This is a genomic window from Kitasatospora brasiliensis (assembly GCF_032654805.1).
GTDB lineage: Bacteria > Actinomycetota > Actinomycetes > Streptomycetales > Streptomycetaceae > Kitasatospora > Kitasatospora brasiliensis.
Genome location: NZ_JAUOOW010000002.1, coordinates 563,295 through 577,734, shown reverse-complemented (window position 1 = coordinate 577,734; position 14,440 = coordinate 563,295). Strand labels below are relative to the sequence as shown.

The 14,440-nt window shown below is 73.2% G+C and carries 10 protein-coding genes and 1 pseudogene; 7 read left to right on the top strand and 4 right to left on the bottom strand.

Features of this window, described 5'->3' with window-relative positions:
* Nucleotides 1–68 precede the first annotated feature (68 nt).
* Together QWJ13_RS10470 and QWJ13_RS10465 are read left to right on the top strand one after the other, a co-directional pair.
* Entirely contained in the window at nt 69–824 is a 756-nt protein-coding gene (locus tag QWJ13_RS10470; RefSeq protein WP_316522796.1) for an ABC transporter ATP-binding protein, read from the top strand.
* Complete coding sequence (locus QWJ13_RS10465; RefSeq protein WP_316522795.1) at nt 821–2,803, top strand: ABC transporter permease; 1,983 nt, start codon at nt 821–823, stop codon at nt 2,801–2,803. Before QWJ13_RS10470 ends, QWJ13_RS10465 begins: the two co-directional genes overlap by 4 nt.
* Nucleotides 2,804–2,877: 74 nt before the next feature.
* Here the strand turns inward: QWJ13_RS10465 and QWJ13_RS10460 are convergent, their stop codons facing one another.
* Complete coding sequence (locus QWJ13_RS10460) at nt 2,878–3,819, bottom strand: TauD/TfdA family dioxygenase (protein WP_316522793.1); 942 nt, start codon at nt 3,817–3,819, stop codon at nt 2,878–2,880.
* A gap of 309 nt (nt 3,820–4,128) precedes the next feature.
* On the opposite strand from QWJ13_RS10460, the gene QWJ13_RS10455 reads away from it, so the two are divergent.
* The 4 genes from QWJ13_RS10455 to QWJ13_RS10440 all read left to right on the top strand — a co-directional run bounded on the left by QWJ13_RS10455 (nt 4,129) and on the right by QWJ13_RS10440 (nt 9,760).
* Nucleotides 4,129–7,050: an AfsR/SARP family transcriptional regulator gene (locus QWJ13_RS10455; RefSeq protein WP_316523980.1), complete on the top strand. Its 2,922-nt coding sequence runs from the start codon at nt 4,129–4,131 to the stop codon at nt 7,048–7,050.
* 187 nt (nt 7,051–7,237) lie between these two features.
* Complete coding sequence (sbnB, locus tag QWJ13_RS10450) at nt 7,238–8,275, top strand: 2,3-diaminopropionate biosynthesis protein SbnB (protein WP_316522791.1); 1,038 nt, start codon at nt 7,238–7,240, stop codon at nt 8,273–8,275.
* A gap of 134 nt (nt 8,276–8,409) precedes the next feature.
* Nucleotides 8,410–9,408 carry a 2,3-diaminopropionate biosynthesis protein SbnA gene (sbnA, locus tag QWJ13_RS10445; RefSeq protein ID WP_316522790.1) on the top strand — a complete coding sequence of 333 codons (999 nt, stop codon included), beginning with the start codon at nt 8,410–8,412 and terminating at the stop codon, nt 9,406–9,408.
* Between the two features lie 160 nt (nt 9,409–9,568).
* Nucleotides 9,569–9,760: a hypothetical protein gene (locus QWJ13_RS10440; protein WP_316522788.1), complete on the top strand. Its 192-nt coding sequence runs from the start codon at nt 9,569–9,571 to the stop codon at nt 9,758–9,760.
* Between the two features lie 129 nt (nt 9,761–9,889).
* Here QWJ13_RS10440 and QWJ13_RS10435 read toward each other — a convergent pair.
* Nucleotides 9,890–10,861 (bottom strand): annotated as a pseudogene (locus QWJ13_RS10435) (hydroxyacid dehydrogenase); the annotation flags it as partial.
* A gap of 98 nt (nt 10,862–10,959) precedes the next feature.
* Nucleotides 10,960–11,697 (bottom strand): DUF4097 family beta strand repeat-containing protein, encoded by a 738-nt coding sequence (locus tag QWJ13_RS10430; protein ID WP_316522786.1) that lies wholly within the window; start codon nt 11,695–11,697, stop codon nt 10,960–10,962.
* A gap of 393 nt (nt 11,698–12,090) precedes the next feature.
* Here QWJ13_RS10430 and QWJ13_RS10425 point away from each other — a divergent pair, with 393 nt between their 5' ends.
* Nucleotides 12,091–13,044, top strand: a complete 954-nt coding sequence (locus tag QWJ13_RS10425) for a hypothetical protein (RefSeq protein ID WP_316522784.1) — start codon at nt 12,091–12,093, stop codon at nt 13,042–13,044.
* 120 nt (nt 13,045–13,164) lie between these two features.
* Here the strand turns inward: QWJ13_RS10425 and QWJ13_RS10420 are convergent, their stop codons facing one another.
* Nucleotides 13,165–13,926, bottom strand: coding sequence for an AfsR/SARP family transcriptional regulator (locus tag QWJ13_RS10420; RefSeq protein ID WP_316522783.1), 762 nt, complete (start codon nt 13,924–13,926; stop codon nt 13,165–13,167).
* Nucleotides 13,927–14,440 lie beyond the last annotated feature (514 nt).

The following is a 14,440-nucleotide window of genomic DNA, read 5'->3' as shown; positions in this document are numbered from 1 at the left end:
GGGCCGCCCCGGACCGTGACGGACAGTCACCCCTCCCGATAACGCCACCTGGTAGGAAGTGCATCACCATGAATGACAATGACGTAGTACGCCTGGAACAGGTCACCCGCTCCTACGGTTCCGGCCAGAACGCCGTCACCGCCCTGGCCGGTGTCACGGTCGGTTTCTCCCCCGGCAGCTTCACCGCCGTCATGGGCCCCTCCGGATCGGGCAAGAGCACCCTGCTCCAGTGCGCCGCCGGACTGGACCGCCCGGACTCCGGCCGGGTCGTCGTCGACGGCGTCGACCTCGGCGGCCTCGACGAGACCGCCCTGACCACGATGCGCCGCGAACGCCTGGGCTTCGTCTTCCAGGCCTTCAACCTGCTGGGCTCGCTGACCGCCGAACAGAACGTCGGCCTGCCGCTGCGGCTGGCCGGCCGCAAGCCCGACCCCGCCCAGGTCCGGGCCGCCCTGGCCCAGGTGGGCCTGGGCGAGCGGACCGGCCACCTGCCCTCGCAGATGTCCGGCGGCCAGCAGCAGCGGGTGGCGATCGCCCGGGCGCTGATCTCCGCGCCCAAGGTGCTCTTCGCGGACGAACCCACCGGCGCCCTGGACAGCACCAGCAGCCGCGAGGTGCTCACGCTGCTCCGCTCCCTGGTCGACCAGCAGGGTCAGAGCACCATCATGGTCACCCACGACCCGGTCGCCGCCTCCTACGCCGACACCGTGCTCTTCCTCGCCGACGGCCGGGTGGTCGACCAGCTGGACGGCCCCGACCCGCAGACCGTCGCCGCCCGGATGACCGCCCTGGAAGGCGTCCGTGACGGCGGGGGCCCCCGATGAACGGCTTCCGGCTGCTGCTCCCGATCGCCGCCCTGTCGCTGCGGCGCCGATGGCTGGCCTTCGTCGGCTCCTTCGTCGCGCTCGCCCTCGGCGTCGCGGTGATGTCCGCCGCCGGGGTGCTGCTCAACACCACGATGGGCGAGGACTCGCTGCCCGGCGCGCCCTCGCTGCACAAGCTGGTGAGCTTCATGGCCGCGATGGCCGGGTTCGTCTCGGTGTTCGTGGTCTCCTCGACGTTCGCGTTCGCCGTCGCCCAGCGCCGCCAGGAGACGGCGATGCTGCGCGCCGTCGGCGCGACGCCCCGCCAGGTGCGCTCCCTGATCCTCGGCGAGGCCCTGGTGGTGGCGCTCGCCGCCGCGGTCTCGGGCTGCGCGATAGGCCTGGCGGTCGCTCCGGTGATCGCCTCCTGGCTGGTCGACCAGGGCGCCGCGCCGAGCGGCTTCCACTCCGAACCGGCCGTGCTGCCGCTGCTGCTCGCCGCCTCGGGCGGCCTGGCGGTGGCCCTGCTCGGCGCCTACACGGCCTCCCGCCGGGCCGGCCGGGTGCGCCCGGTGGAGGCGCTCAACGAGGTGGCCGTCGACAAGAAGGTGATGCCGGCCGTCCGCTGGGTGGCCGCGGTGCTCTTCCTCGGCGTCTTCGGCTACACCCTGCAGACCTTCATCTCGATGCCCGCGTCGATGATGGCCGATCCGCAGTCCCGCGATCCGCAGACCACCCCGCAGTGGGCGCTGCTCTTCGACGTGATGGCGGTGCTCGCCATCGTGCTGGTCGCGCCGGTCCTGGTGCCGCCGCTGGTGCGGCTGTTCACCGGGCTCGTCCCGCTGCTGCCCGGTGCGGCCGGGCTGGTCGCCCGGCAGAACGCCCTGGCGGCGATCCGCCGCACCGTCTCCACCGCGACCCCGGTGTTCCTGGTGATCGGCCTGGCCGGCTCGGTGGTCGGCGGCACGGTGGCCTTCAGCGACGCGATGGCCGCCCAGGGCCGCGCCGCCCTCAGGGCCGGGTACGTGGTCGAGCCCTCCGGTGGCGCGCCGGCCCTGCCCGCCGACGCCCTGCGGAACCTGGCCGCGCTGCCGGACGCCACGCTGACCACCGCGGCGACCGTACGGTTCGACGGCCTGGCGCTGCCGGACCAGCGGCCCGCCCGCGGCCGCCCCGCCGACCTGCCGATCCCGGAGGACGGGCTGGCCGTCGACGGCGACCTGCGGGCGGCCTGGAACCTCTCCACCGAGGACGGTTCGCTGGAGGACCTGCGCGGCAAGACCGTGGCCGTCTCCGGCGACATGGCGAAGGTCTTCGGCTGGCACGTCGGCGACACCCTGGACGCCCGGCTGGCGGACGGCACCCACGAGCAGCTGCGACTGGTCGCCGTGGTCCACCACCTGCTGCCGCAGCTGCCCGAGATCGTCGTCCCCCGGGAGGCCGCCCCCGGCGCCACCGCCGTCTCGGTCGCCTACCTGGGCACCGGCGCGGGCCCCGAGCAGGTCGCGGCCGCGCTGGGCGGCGCGGCCCGGGCCACCGCGGGCGCGGACTGGATCGGCGCGCACAACGACCGGACCACCAAGAACGGCTGGATCGCGATGCTGGCGATCCTCGGCCCGGCGCTGCTGTACGCGCTGATCGCGATCGTCAACACGATGATGATGTCGACCGGGGACCGGCTGCGGGACTTCGCCACCCTGCGGCTGACCGGCGGCACCCGCCGCCAGGTGATGCGGGTGGTCGCGGCCGAGACCCTGGTGGTGGTCGCCACCGCGGCGGCCCTCGGACTGATCGTCACCCTGCTGACCCAGTACGCGACCGTGCTGCTGATCGAGAACCGGATCCTGGAGACGGACCGGTCGGCGGCCTTCGACCTGCCCTGGGGCACCCTGGCCGGCGCCACCGCGGTCTGCCTGGCCCTCGCGCTGGTCTCCAGCCTGATCCCGGCCCGGCTGGCGCTGCGGGTGCGCCCACTGGACCTGGCCGCCGGCCGGCAGTGAACCCGGCCGGCACGTGAAACGGCCCCGCCGTCCCCCGTGGGGGACGGCGGGGCCGTTTCACGTGGTGCGCGAGCTCAGTCGGACATCGCGACCAGCACCCGGCGAGAGCCGGTGAACGGGCGGCGGCCGTGGCCGACCAGGAGGTTGTCGATCAGCAGCAGGTCGCCCCGGTGCCAGTCGACGTCCACCGCGGCCTCCAGGCCCCGGTCACGGATCTGCTCGACCCACTCGGCCGGGATCGGCGAGCCGTCCGCCAGGGTGACGGACTGCGGCAGGTCCTCCGGCGCGAGCACGGCGGCCAGCCGGGCGGCGGTGTCGTCGCCGAGCCCGGCCGGGTGCCACTGGTCGGCCTGGTTGAACCACACCTCGGTGCCGGTGACCGGGTGCCGGGTGGTGGCCGGGCGCAGCTGGGCGACCCGCAGGCCGCCGTCCTTGCGCCACTCCCAGACCGCCTCGGTGCCGGACAGGAAGGCTTCGACGTCCTCGCGGCTCTCGGTCTCGAAGGTCTGCTGCCAGCTCTTGCCGAAGCCGTAGCCGTCGTGCAGGTTCTGGAGGTAGCGCACCCCGCCGGCGAAGGCCTCGCGCAGCTCCGGGTCGAGCGCCTCCAGCCACCGCACGCCGTCCACCACCGGGGTCGCGCCGCCGGTCTCCGGGGCGACCTCGCAGTAGAAGGCCAGGCGGGCGGGCCAGGCGTGGGCGTAGGACATCTCGTTGTGCATCGAGATGGTGAACTCCTGGGGGTACTCCGTCGACGTGTACACGTTCTGGCCGACCTTGGTGCGCGGCGAGTTGCCGTGCACGTAGGCGAGCCGGTTCGGCAGCAGCAGGTCGTAGACCGCGCCGAGGGTGTCCGGGGTGACGTCGAAGCCCCGGAACACCAGGGCCTTCTCCCGGGTCAGCAGCGCGCCCAGGTCGTCCAGGCCCTTGAGGTACTCGATCAGACCGTCGGGAGTGGCCTCGGTCCCGGCGTCCGCGGGGCCGATCTCGGCCGGATTCCAGTTCTGCTCCACGCCCATGCGGGTAGCCACCTCCAGTAGTCGGGTCTCACCGGCCCCCACTCTCGGCGGCCGGTCCATCCCGCTCCCATCGGTCGTCCCTACGCGGTCCATAATTCCGATTTCCGTGATCATGTCAGAAAACCTTCGGCAAAGGGGGGGAGCGCCCCGGCGTTCGGAACGGTACTGTGACCGATTGCGCGACGGGGGGAGGGGTGGCCGCAACCCGCGGCGGCAGGACGTCGCCGGCGCGGGAAGGGCATCCGACACACGGGGGATCGGTTGGACGTTCAGATCGAGTTCGGACTACTCGGCCCGCTTTCGGTCGCCGTGGACGGCCGGCGCATTGCCATCGGCGGTCCCCGACAGCGCACCATTCTCGCTCTGTTGCTCCTTTCGCCCGATTCCGTCGTTTCGGTGGACGCGATGGTCGAAGCGGTCTGGCAGGGCGTTCCGCCGGCCACCGCCCGTACCCAAGTCGCCATCTGCATAGCGGGGTTGCGCAAGATCTTCCGCGCCGAGGGCAGCGGCGACGAGCTGATCGCCACCGTCCATCCGGGCTACCAGTTCAACACCGGCGGGCACCGGATCGACCTGCTGGTCTTCCGCCGCCTGGTGCAGGAGGCCGAGCAGGCCGCCGCCCAGCGGCGCACCGCCGAGGCGGCCGAACTGTACGAACGGGCCCTCGGGCTGTGGCGCGGGCCGGTGCTGGAAGGGGTCACCGGGCGCCCGGTCGAGGACGAGGCGGACCGGCTGGAGGAGGTGCGGCTGGCCTGCTACGAGGCCGCCATCGAGCTGCAGCTCGCGCTCGGCCGGCACCTGGACGTGATCGGCACGCTGACCGCGGTGGTGCGCGAGCACCCGCTGCGCGAGCGCGCCCGGCAGGCCCTGATGCTGGCCCAGTACCGGGCCGGGCGCCGCGCGGAGGCGATGGAGACCTTCCGCGAGGGCCGCCGGCAGTTCATCGACGAGCTGGGCCTCGAACCCGGCACCCCGCTGCTCCAGCTGCACGACGCGATCCTGCGCGACGACCCGGCGCTCAACCTGCCCGACACCCCGGCCCCGGAGCCGGTCGAGGAGGCCGCGCCGCCGGCCGCCGAGACCCGCCCCACCCCCTCCTTCCTGCCGCCCAACGTGCCCGCCTTCACCGGCCGGGGCGCCGAGACGGCGCTGCTCGACCGGCTGGTCGAGGGCCGGACGGAGGAGCAGCCGCCCGGCATCGGCCTGATCACCGGGGTCGCCGGGGTGGGCAAGACCGGCCTCGCGGTGCACTGGGCGCACCGGGTCTCCGGCCACTTCCCGGACGGCCGGCTCTACGTCGACCTGTGCGGCCACGACGAGACCCACGAACCGACCTCGGCCGCCGACGTGTTGAGCCGCTTCCTGCGCGCCCTCGGCGTGCCGAGCGAGCAGATCCCGGCCGACACCGGCGAGCGCACCGAGCTGTACCGCAGCCTGCTGGCCGACCGCCGGGTCCTGGTGGTGCTGGACAACGCCCGTACGGTCGGGCAGATCCACCCACTGCTGCCCGGCAACGGGCAGTGCTGCGTGATCGTCACCAGCCGGGAGCCGATGGAGCAGCTGATGCTCCGGTACGGCGCGGTGCGGGTCCAACTCGGCGTGCTGCCGGCCGCGGAGGCGGTCGAACTGCTGGGCCGGATCGTGCCCGAGGACCGGATCGCGGCCGACCCGGAGCAGGCCGAACGGCTGGCCGAACTGTGCGACCGGCTGCCGCTGGCGCTGCGGATCGCCGCCGCCCGGCTGGCCTCCAAGGCGCACTGGAGCGTGCGGCACCTGGTGGCCCGGCTGGCCGACGAACGGCGCCGGCTGGACGAGCTGAGCCAGGGCGAGTCGCAGGTCCGGGCCGGCTTCGCGCTCAGCTACCGCTACCTGGCGCCGGACGCGGCGCAGCTGTACCGCCGGCTGGCGCTGCTCGCGGCGCCCGACGTCACGGTCTGGACGGCTGCCGCGCTGGTCGACGTCCACCCCTTCGAGGCCGAACGGCTGCTGGAGCACCTGGTCGACGTCCAGCTGCTGGAGGTCACCGGCACCGACGGCACCGGCCAGCTGCGCTTCCGGATGCAGAACCTGCTGCGGCTGTTCGCCGACGAGCGGGCCCGGCTGGAGGAGACCGAGGAGGAGCGGGCGGCGAGCCTGGACCGGGCGCTGCGCGGCTACCTGACCGTCGCGGAGCAGGCGCACCGGCAGGAGTACGGCGGGGACTACTCGCTGATCCACGGCTCCACCCCGCGCTACCCGGTGAACGAGCTGCTGCTGGAGGAGCTGACCGCCGCCCCGCTGGAGTGGTTCGAGGCCGAGCGGCTGTCGCTGATCGCCGCGATCGACCAGGCCGCCGGGCTGGGCATGGACGAGCTGGTCTGGGACCTGGCGAGCTGCAGCTCCGTCCTGTTCGAGACCAGGGACTACCTGGAGGAGTGGCAGTACTGCTGCGAACGCGCCCTGGAGGCGACCAGGGCGGCCGGGAACGTCCGCGGCGAGGCCGCCACGCTGGAGTCGCTGGGCGCGTCCTGGATCCGCTCCCGGCACGTCTCGGAGGCCGCCGACCTGCTGTGCCAGGCCCTGGCCAAGTTCGAGCAGCTCGGCGAGGACCACGGCCGGGCCCTGGCGCTGCGCTCGCTGGCCGTGCTAGACCGCATCCAGGGGGACCTCGGCTCGGCCGGGGTGCGGCTGAAGGAGGCCGTGGAGCTGTTCCGGGCGGCCGGCGACCTCTCCTCCGAGGCGCATGTGCTCGGCTACCTGGCCCAGGGCGAGCTGGACCTCGGACGACCCGAGGAGGCGCTGGCCTACGCCGAGAGCGCGGTGGCCGTCGCCGAGCGGGTCGGCGAGACCAGGGGCACCGCGCAGGCCCTCTACCGGCTCGGCCGCGCCCTGCTGGCGCTCGGCCGGTTCGAGGAGGCGGAGCGCCGGCTGCACGCGGTGGTCCGGATCGTGACGGCCAAGGAGGACCTGCTGGGCACCGTCTACGCCCGGCTGGGCCTGGGCGAGACGCTGCTGCGGCGCGGCCTGGCCGCCGAGGCGCACGCCGAGCTGCTGGAGGGGCTGGACGTGGCCCGCCGGGCCGGGAACAGCCTCGCCGAGGGCCGGATCGGTGCGGCGCTCGGACGGGCGGCGCGTGCGCTCGGCCGGTCCGGGGAGGCCCTGGAACGGCTGACCCGGGCGGCCGACCTGTTCCGCGCGGCCGGCGCCACGCGGGATCTGGAACTGACCGAGGGGGAACTCGAAGCCCGCTGAAACACCGGCTCCGGCCCTGTGCCGGACATCCGCTCGGATGTCCGGCACAGGGCTTTTCCATTTCCTCTGATATCCCTTCGGAAATATGTGGAATCGATGGTCCGGATATGGTTTCCTGCTAGGCCCGATGCATATCTTTCAATGGCCGGAGCAAAGAACCGAGAAAGCCCGACTATTGGAGCCGGATATGTCCAGCAGCAGCCCCGTCCCGCCGTTCGCCGTCATTTCGGGCGCTCAGGTCAGCAGCGTCCTCGACGGCCGCCAGAAGGAGGTCGTCGACATCGTCGAGCAGGCCTACCGCATTCACGGCGAGGGGCGGACGGTGAACCCGCCGTCCTACTTCCTGAAGTTCCCCGACAAGCCGAGCTCGCGCATCATCGCGCTGCCCGCCTCGATCGGCGGCGACGTCGCGGTGGACGGACTGAAGTGGATCTCCTCGTTCCCCGAGAACGTCGCGGCCGGCATCCCCCGCGCCTCGGCCGTCCTGATCCTCAACGACCACGAGACCGGCTATCCGATCGCCTGCCTGGAGAGCTCGATCATCAGCGCGGCCCGCACCGCCGCCTCGGCGGCGCTGGCCGCCGCCCGGCTCGCCGAGGGCCGCGGCGAGCGCCCGCGCCGGGTCGGCTTCATCGGCACCGGGCTGATCGCCCGCTACCTGCACACCTACCTCGCGGGCACCGGATGGACCTTCGAGGCCTCCGGGGTCTTCGACCTGTCCGCCGAGTCCGCCGCGGGCTTCGCCGGCTACCTGGAGCAGGCCGGGGGCACCGGCGCGGTCACCGTCCACGACAGCGCCGAGTCGCTGATCCGGGGCAGCGACCTGGTGGTCTTCGCGACCATCGCGGGCACCCCGCACGTCCACGACCCCGCGTGGTTCTCGCACAACCCGCTGGTGCTGCACGTCTCGCTGCGCGACCTGTCGCCCGAGGTGGTCCTCGCCGCCACCAACATCACCGACGACATCGAGCACTGCCTGAAGGCCGACACCTCGCTGCACCTGACCGAGCAGCGGCTGGGCCACCGCGACTTCGTCGACGGCACCCTGTACGACGTGCTGACCGGGCGGGTCCGGGTGCCGGCCGACCGGCCGGTGATCTTCTCCCCGTTCGGCCTCGGCGTGCTCGACCTCGCCGTCGGCAAGCACGTCCTGGACACCGTCCGGGCCACCGGCGACCTGACCGTCGTCCCCGGCTTCTTCCACGAGCTGCGCCGCCACGGCTGAGCCGGCCCCGGCTCCTCGACGGTGCGCCCCCCACCCGCGGGGCGCCCTCCTCGGGTAACGGCCCCACCCCGGTACGACCCGCCCCCACACCCCCCACCCTCGCGCTCCACCCCGCCACTGCCCGGGAGGCACCGATGCCGATCATCTCGGCTCCGCACCAGTTCAACGAGCACGACCTCTTCGTCGACCTGCGAGCGAGCCTGGGTGTGCCGCTCTTCCTCAAGTGCGAAGGCATGAACTTCGCCGGTTCGATCAAGCAGAAGGCCGCGGTGTCGATGATCGAGGCCGCCGAGCGGGCGGGCCGGCTGCGACCGGATTCCGTACTGGTGGAATCGTCCTCCGGAAACCTGGGCGTGGCCCTCAGCCTGATGGCCGCCAGCATGGGCTACCGGTTCCTCTGCGTCACCGACTCCCGGTGCAATCTCGGGGCGAGACGCCTGATGGAGGTCTTCGGCGCCCGGGTGCACACCATCACCGAGGCCGACCCGGTCACCGGCCTGCTCGGCGCCCGCCTCTCCTACGTCCAGCGGCTCCTGGACAGCGACGACCGCTACGTCTGGCTGAACCAGTACCAGAACCCGGAGAACTGGGGCGCCCACTACCGCTGGACGGCGCCGGCGATCGCCGAGAGCTTCCCCGAGCTCGACGTGCTCTTCGTGGGCGCCGGCACCACCGGCACCCTGATGGGCTGCGCCCGCTGGTTCAAGGAGCACCGCCCCGGCGTGCGGATCGTCGCCGTCGACAGCGCCGGCTCGGTCAGCTTCGGCGGGCCGGCGGCACCGCGCTGGATCCCCGGCCTCGGCTCCGGGGTCCGGCCCGCGATGCTCGACGAGGCGTACGTGGACGACGTGCGGATCGTCGAGGAGGTGGACACCGTCCGGATGTGCCACCGGCTGGCCGCCAAGGGCTTCCTCTTCGGCGGCTCGACCGGCACGGCCGTCGCGGGGGCGGCCGCCTGGCTGGCCGAGCACGACCCGCAGGGCCGGCTGACGGCGGTGACGCTCTCCCCCGACCTCGGCGAGCGCTATCTCGACACCGTCTACCAGACCAATTGGGTCCAGGGAATCTACGGCAACTCGGCGCTGGACGGTACCGAACGCTCCGCCAGGGTTCCGGCCATGGCCGCCGGGTGACCTCCGCTCACCTCTCCCACTCGCGAATACAGGTTCCGGCCAGGCCCGATATCGCTCGCCGCCGGAATCCATAACAGAGTGATAAGAGCTCGAAGCCGCCCCTTCCTAAGGTCTTCCTCGTCAGCAGGGAACACGGACAGCCAGACGGGAAACGGTGGAAATGCGACTCTTCGGTGCGAACCTCGCGAAGCAGGTTGTCGTTGCGGCCCTGGGCGTCACCGCCCTCGTCGGCATCGCCACCGCCACCGACGCGTCCCCGGTCGGCCCGGCCGCCGTGGTGGCCGACACCACCACCCTCACCCCGGACGTGACCGCGACCCCCACCGTCCCCGCCAACCAGGACTGGAGCTGATCACTCCCGTCCGGCCCCTCCCCCACCACGGCGTCGGCCGCCGCGACACCCGTCGCGGCGGCCGACGCCGTTCGTCCGTCCCCGCTCTCAGACGGCCGGCACCGCCTTCGCCGCCGCCACCTCGGCGGCGTTGACCGCCTCCGGCGCGTCCAGGCCGGCCAGCACCCGGCGCACCGACTCGGCGACCGTGACCCCGGCCTTCTCCTGGGCCTCGAAGCTGCCCGCCCCCAGGTGCGGCGTCACCACCACGCCGTCCAGCCCGAACAGCGGCGAGTCCGTGCATGGCTCGGTCTCGAACACGTCCAGACCGGCCCCGGCCACCCGGCCGTCCCGCAGCGCGTCCGCCAGCGCCGCCTCGTCCACGACGCCGCCCCGCGCGGCGTTGACGATCCGCACCCCGGGCTTGACGGCGCGCAGCGCGTCCGCGCCGATCAGCCCCAGGGTCTGCGGGGTCTTCGGCAGGTGCACGGTGACGAAGTCCGCCACGGCCAGCAGCTCGTCCAGTCCGAGCACCCGCACGCCCAGCTCGGCCGCCTTCTCCGGCGCCACGTACGGGTCGTAGGCGACGACCTCCATGTCGAAGGCGGCCATCCGCCGGGCCACCAGCGAGCCGATCCGGCCCAGTCCGACCACGCCCAGCACCTTGCCGGCCAGCTCGACCCCGGTGAAGCGGCCGCGCTGCCAGGACCCGCCCTTGAGCGAGGCGTCGGCCTGCGGGATGTTCCGGGCCACCGAGAGCAGCAGGCCGATGGCCAGCTCGGCGGCGCTGACGATGTTCGAGGTCGGCGCGTTGACCACCAGCACCCCGGCGGCCGTCGCGGCGGCCACGTCCACGTTGTCCAGCCCCACGCCGGCCCGGGCGATCACCCGCAGGCCGGGGGCGGCGGCGATCGCCTCGGCGTCCATCCGCGTGGCGCTGCGCACCAGCACGGCGTCCGCGCCGCTCAGCGCGGCGAGCAGCTCGGCGCGGTCCGCCCCGTCGCAGCGGCGCACCTCCACCTCCGCGCCGAGCACGGCGACGGTCGCCGGGGAGAGCTCCTCGGCGAGCAGCACCACGGGCCGCCGGACGGCAGCGAGCGCGCCGTCGGGAGAGCCGTTCATCCGGTCATCCACTTCTGCCATCCACCAATTCGAGAAGGTTCGCCCACGTCAGGGAGGGTGTGGGCCTGGGGGGTGCGGGCCTGGGGGGTGCGGGGTGCTCAGCCGGCCGGGAGCACGGAGACGCTGCCGCCGTCGCTGCGGATGGTGACCTTGTGCGAGGAGGCCGGGTCGGTCTTGACCTTCACGTCCGCCGTCCCGCCGTTGGCCGTCGCGTCCACCGCGTACGCCGCGTCGGGCAGGCGGGCGGTGACGCTGCCGCCCGCGGACTCGATGCGCACCCGGTCCGGGGTCTCGACGAAGGCGGCGTTCACGGTGCCGCCGTCCGCCTTGGCGGTGAACGACTTCGAGGCCAGCCCGCTCGCCAGCACCTTGCCGCCGTCCGAGGCCAGATCGAGCGCACCGGCCAGACCGGTGACGGTGACATCGCCGCCGGTGTTGCGCACCGTCGTCGCGAGCCCCTTCGGCACCACGACCCGGTAGCCCACCTGGCACACCTTGTGGCCGATGCCGTGCCCGCACTCGGAGGCGTCCAGCACGAGCACCCCGTCGGCGGCGGTCTTGTGCGAGACCGACGGCTTGTCACCGTCGTACCGGGCCGTCTCGGTCACCCGGACGCCGCCGCCGTCGCCCGCGACCACCTCGACCAGCCCGCCCGGACTGTTGATCCGCAGGGCGGTGACCGCGTCGCTCACCTGGTACGAGTTGCTCTCGGTGGTCACCTTGCCGCCGCCGCACGCGGTGAGCAGTACGCCCAGCGCGGCGGTGACGACGATCGGCGCGACCACCCGGCGGTACCGGACGGCGGTCCTGCGGCTGTTCGGTCGGGACGGCTGCACGGCTGCATCCTTCGTTACGCGGCGGCGGGGCTCCTCCCCCGCGCGGCGGCGGGGTTCCGTCCACCACCTTCCCCGGCGCCGTCATACCGATCCCATACGGTTTCCATCCGCTCGCGCCCTCGGTCCACCCTCCGAGACAGGGGGGTGGTGGGGTGGACGCGGCGGCCGGTGTGATCCGATGCTGTGATCCACCGCCTATGGCACCCGCACCGGTGGCACTACGCTGAACAGCCGCCATAGCGGAGGTATAGACCGCCTTGGCAGAGTCGGGCCATACATGCCCCGTCCCCGAAGGAGGCAGCGATGGCCAGCAGCTCCGAGCCGAGCCCCCATACAACGGCGGACGGGCCCGTTCCGTCCGCCCGTGGCATCGGCGCCGGGTCGGGCCAAGCTGTGCGCAACCACGAGGAGTTGCTGCGCGACCGCCGGGCGGCCCTGCGGCAGGACCCGGCCGCCATCGGCGCGGCCGAACTCGCCCGTCAGGTGCTCGGCTGGGCCCGGAGCCTGGACGCCGGAGAGCGCGTCCTGCGGGAGGCGCTGCGCGAAGCCGCCGCCGGCCCGCGCGGCCCGTACGGACCGGTGGCCGAGGCCGGCGCGCTCGGCCGGGCCGCCGCCCTGCTCGCCGCCGCCGAGGCCGCCGCCGTGCTGGCGGCCCGCAGCACCCACACCCTGACCGCCGAGGCCGGCGTCACCACCACGGTGGTCTCCGCCCTGGTGCCGGCCCTGGTCGCCGAGTCGACGGCCCTGCTGGGCCGCCCGGTGGTCGAGAACGCCTCGGACACCGACCGGCTGCGCGGCGCGGTCGTCGCCCAATTCCCCTGGCTGGTCCACGGGTTCGCGGCCGAGGAGGCGGACGAGTCCGGCCTCGCGGAGGCCGTACGGCTCGGCGAGCCGCTGACCGACGTGGACCCCTCCCGGCTCAACTCCCTCTCCCGGGGCGGCTGCAGCCCCATCCAGACGCTTCCCCGGCTGGTCACCGGCCCCGAACTCACCGCCGCCGCGGCGGACATCCGGATCCTCGCCACGTCGGTGCTGGCCGCGGGCGACGAGCTGCACCGACGGATGGCCGAGGCGCCGGACGAGCCGCCGACCCGCGAGGCCGACCGCCGACTGGCGGCCGGCTACGAGACCCTCTACGCGGCCGCGGCCTGCCTCGGACTCTGGGCGTCCGGCACCCAGGCGGAGGAGCTGTGGCTGCGCGCCACCCTGCGGGCCCTGCTTGTCCGCCTCCACCGCCTGCTCGACGAGGCGCCTCCGGCTCTCGACCCTTGCCCGGCGGGCGAGTTGCCGCCCGAGGAGGCCCTGGCCGCCACCCTCACCGCCGAGGGTCCGCTGCTCCCGTTCTGACCTCCGGACGCCACGCGAAAGGGCGTGGGAGACGGTTCACCCCGTCTCCCACGCCCTTCACGCTGCCCATCAGGCTGCCCTTCACTCCGCCCGGCGCGATCTCCCGTGTCGCGCCGGGCCTCAGCTCGCCAGCTGGTGCGGCATCACCGTGCGCACTTCACCGCTCAGGATCGCCTCGTACGTACGGGCCAGCAACTGCCCAGGCGACACGCCGAGTTCGTCGGCGAGGATGCGCCGCCCGTCCAGGTACAGCGACATCGCCTCGGCCTGCCGCTCGGACCGGTACAGCGCGGTCATCAGCAGCGCCCGGAAGCGCTCCCGCATCGGGTGCTGCGACACCAGCCCGGTCAGCTCGGAGATCAGCTGCCGGTGCCGGCCGAGGATCAGGTCGACCTCGATCCTGGCCTCCAGCGCCTCCAGCCTGGCCTCCTCCAACTGCGGGCGCTCGGCCATCACCAGATGGTCCGTCACATCCGCCAGAGCCTCGCCGTTCCAGCAGGCCAGCGCCTCTCTCAACTGCTCGGAGGCCAGCTCGAACCGCTGGTCGCGCAGCGCCTTGAACCCGGTCTGCATCAGCCCGCCGAACCGCGTCAGATCACACGGCACGTGCTGGGCCAAGAGTCTGTAGCCCGAGCGGATCCGCACCAACGGCACCTCGTTCCCGACCCGCCGCCGGATCCGCGAGGCATAGGTGTGGATCTGGGCACCGGCCGTGCTGGGCGGGTTCGAGTCCCAGAGCATCCGCCCGAGGTGCTCGTCGGAGACCGCCCGGCCGCCCGCCATCACCAGCGCCGCGAACATCGTCCGCTGCTTCGTACCGCTCAGCGAGTCCTCCTGGCCGTCGGCCAGGATGTGGACCGGTCCGAGAATCCGAAACTCCATGCTGTCGTCCCCTAGCCTTCGGTGCGGTGCCCGTCCTCTGAGACCGCTGACCCGAGTGACGGTAGGAGACGCCCTCATCGGGCCGATATTGCCTCGATATCGGCCCCGGCACTCCTCTCCCGCAGGCCCGATGGCCACCCTGCGTAACAGCGGGGTGGCTGCCGCCGCCCGGGGAAACGAAGGCCCGCAAGGCCGATCACCATCGGCAGCCGCCCGCCCACGTCACACTCCGCAATATCGTTGACACATTCGCTCAGGCCTGGACGCGCTGCGCGGCGTCCTGGTCATCGACTCCTCCCCCGCCGCCGGCCTGGAGGCGATCGCCGAAAAGGCCAGGCCAGCGAACCGACCGGGCCTTCCGTCTACCGAGCCGCCTGCGAGATTCGAACCCGCGACCTACGCATGACGAGCCCGCGAGTGATCATGCTGACTGCTGCCAGCATCGATCACTTGGTGACGAACCCGCAGGTCAGGACGCTGCGCCGTGACCCGTGATCCCGTCCGAACCGGCACG

Coding starts and splice junctions, on each gene's coding strand:
- QWJ13_RS10470 (WP_316522796.1), top strand. CDS start 69: ATGAATGACAATGACGTAGTACGCCTGGAACAGGTCACCCGCTCCTAC.
- QWJ13_RS10465 (WP_316522795.1), top strand. CDS start 821: ATGAACGGCTTCCGGCTGCTGCTCCCGATCGCCGCCCTGTCGCTGCGG.
- QWJ13_RS10460 (WP_316522793.1), bottom strand. CDS start 3,819: ATGGGCGTGGAGCAGAACTGGAATCCGGCCGAGATCGGCCCCGCGGAC.
- sbnB (WP_316522791.1), top strand. CDS start 7,238: ATGTCCAGCAGCAGCCCCGTCCCGCCGTTCGCCGTCATTTCGGGCGCT.
- sbnA (WP_316522790.1), top strand. CDS start 8,410: ATGCCGATCATCTCGGCTCCGCACCAGTTCAACGAGCACGACCTCTTC.
- QWJ13_RS10440 (WP_316522788.1), top strand. CDS start 9,569: ATGCGACTCTTCGGTGCGAACCTCGCGAAGCAGGTTGTCGTTGCGGCC.
- QWJ13_RS10420 (WP_316522783.1), bottom strand. CDS start 13,926: ATGGAGTTTCGGATTCTCGGACCGGTCCACATCCTGGCCGACGGCCAG.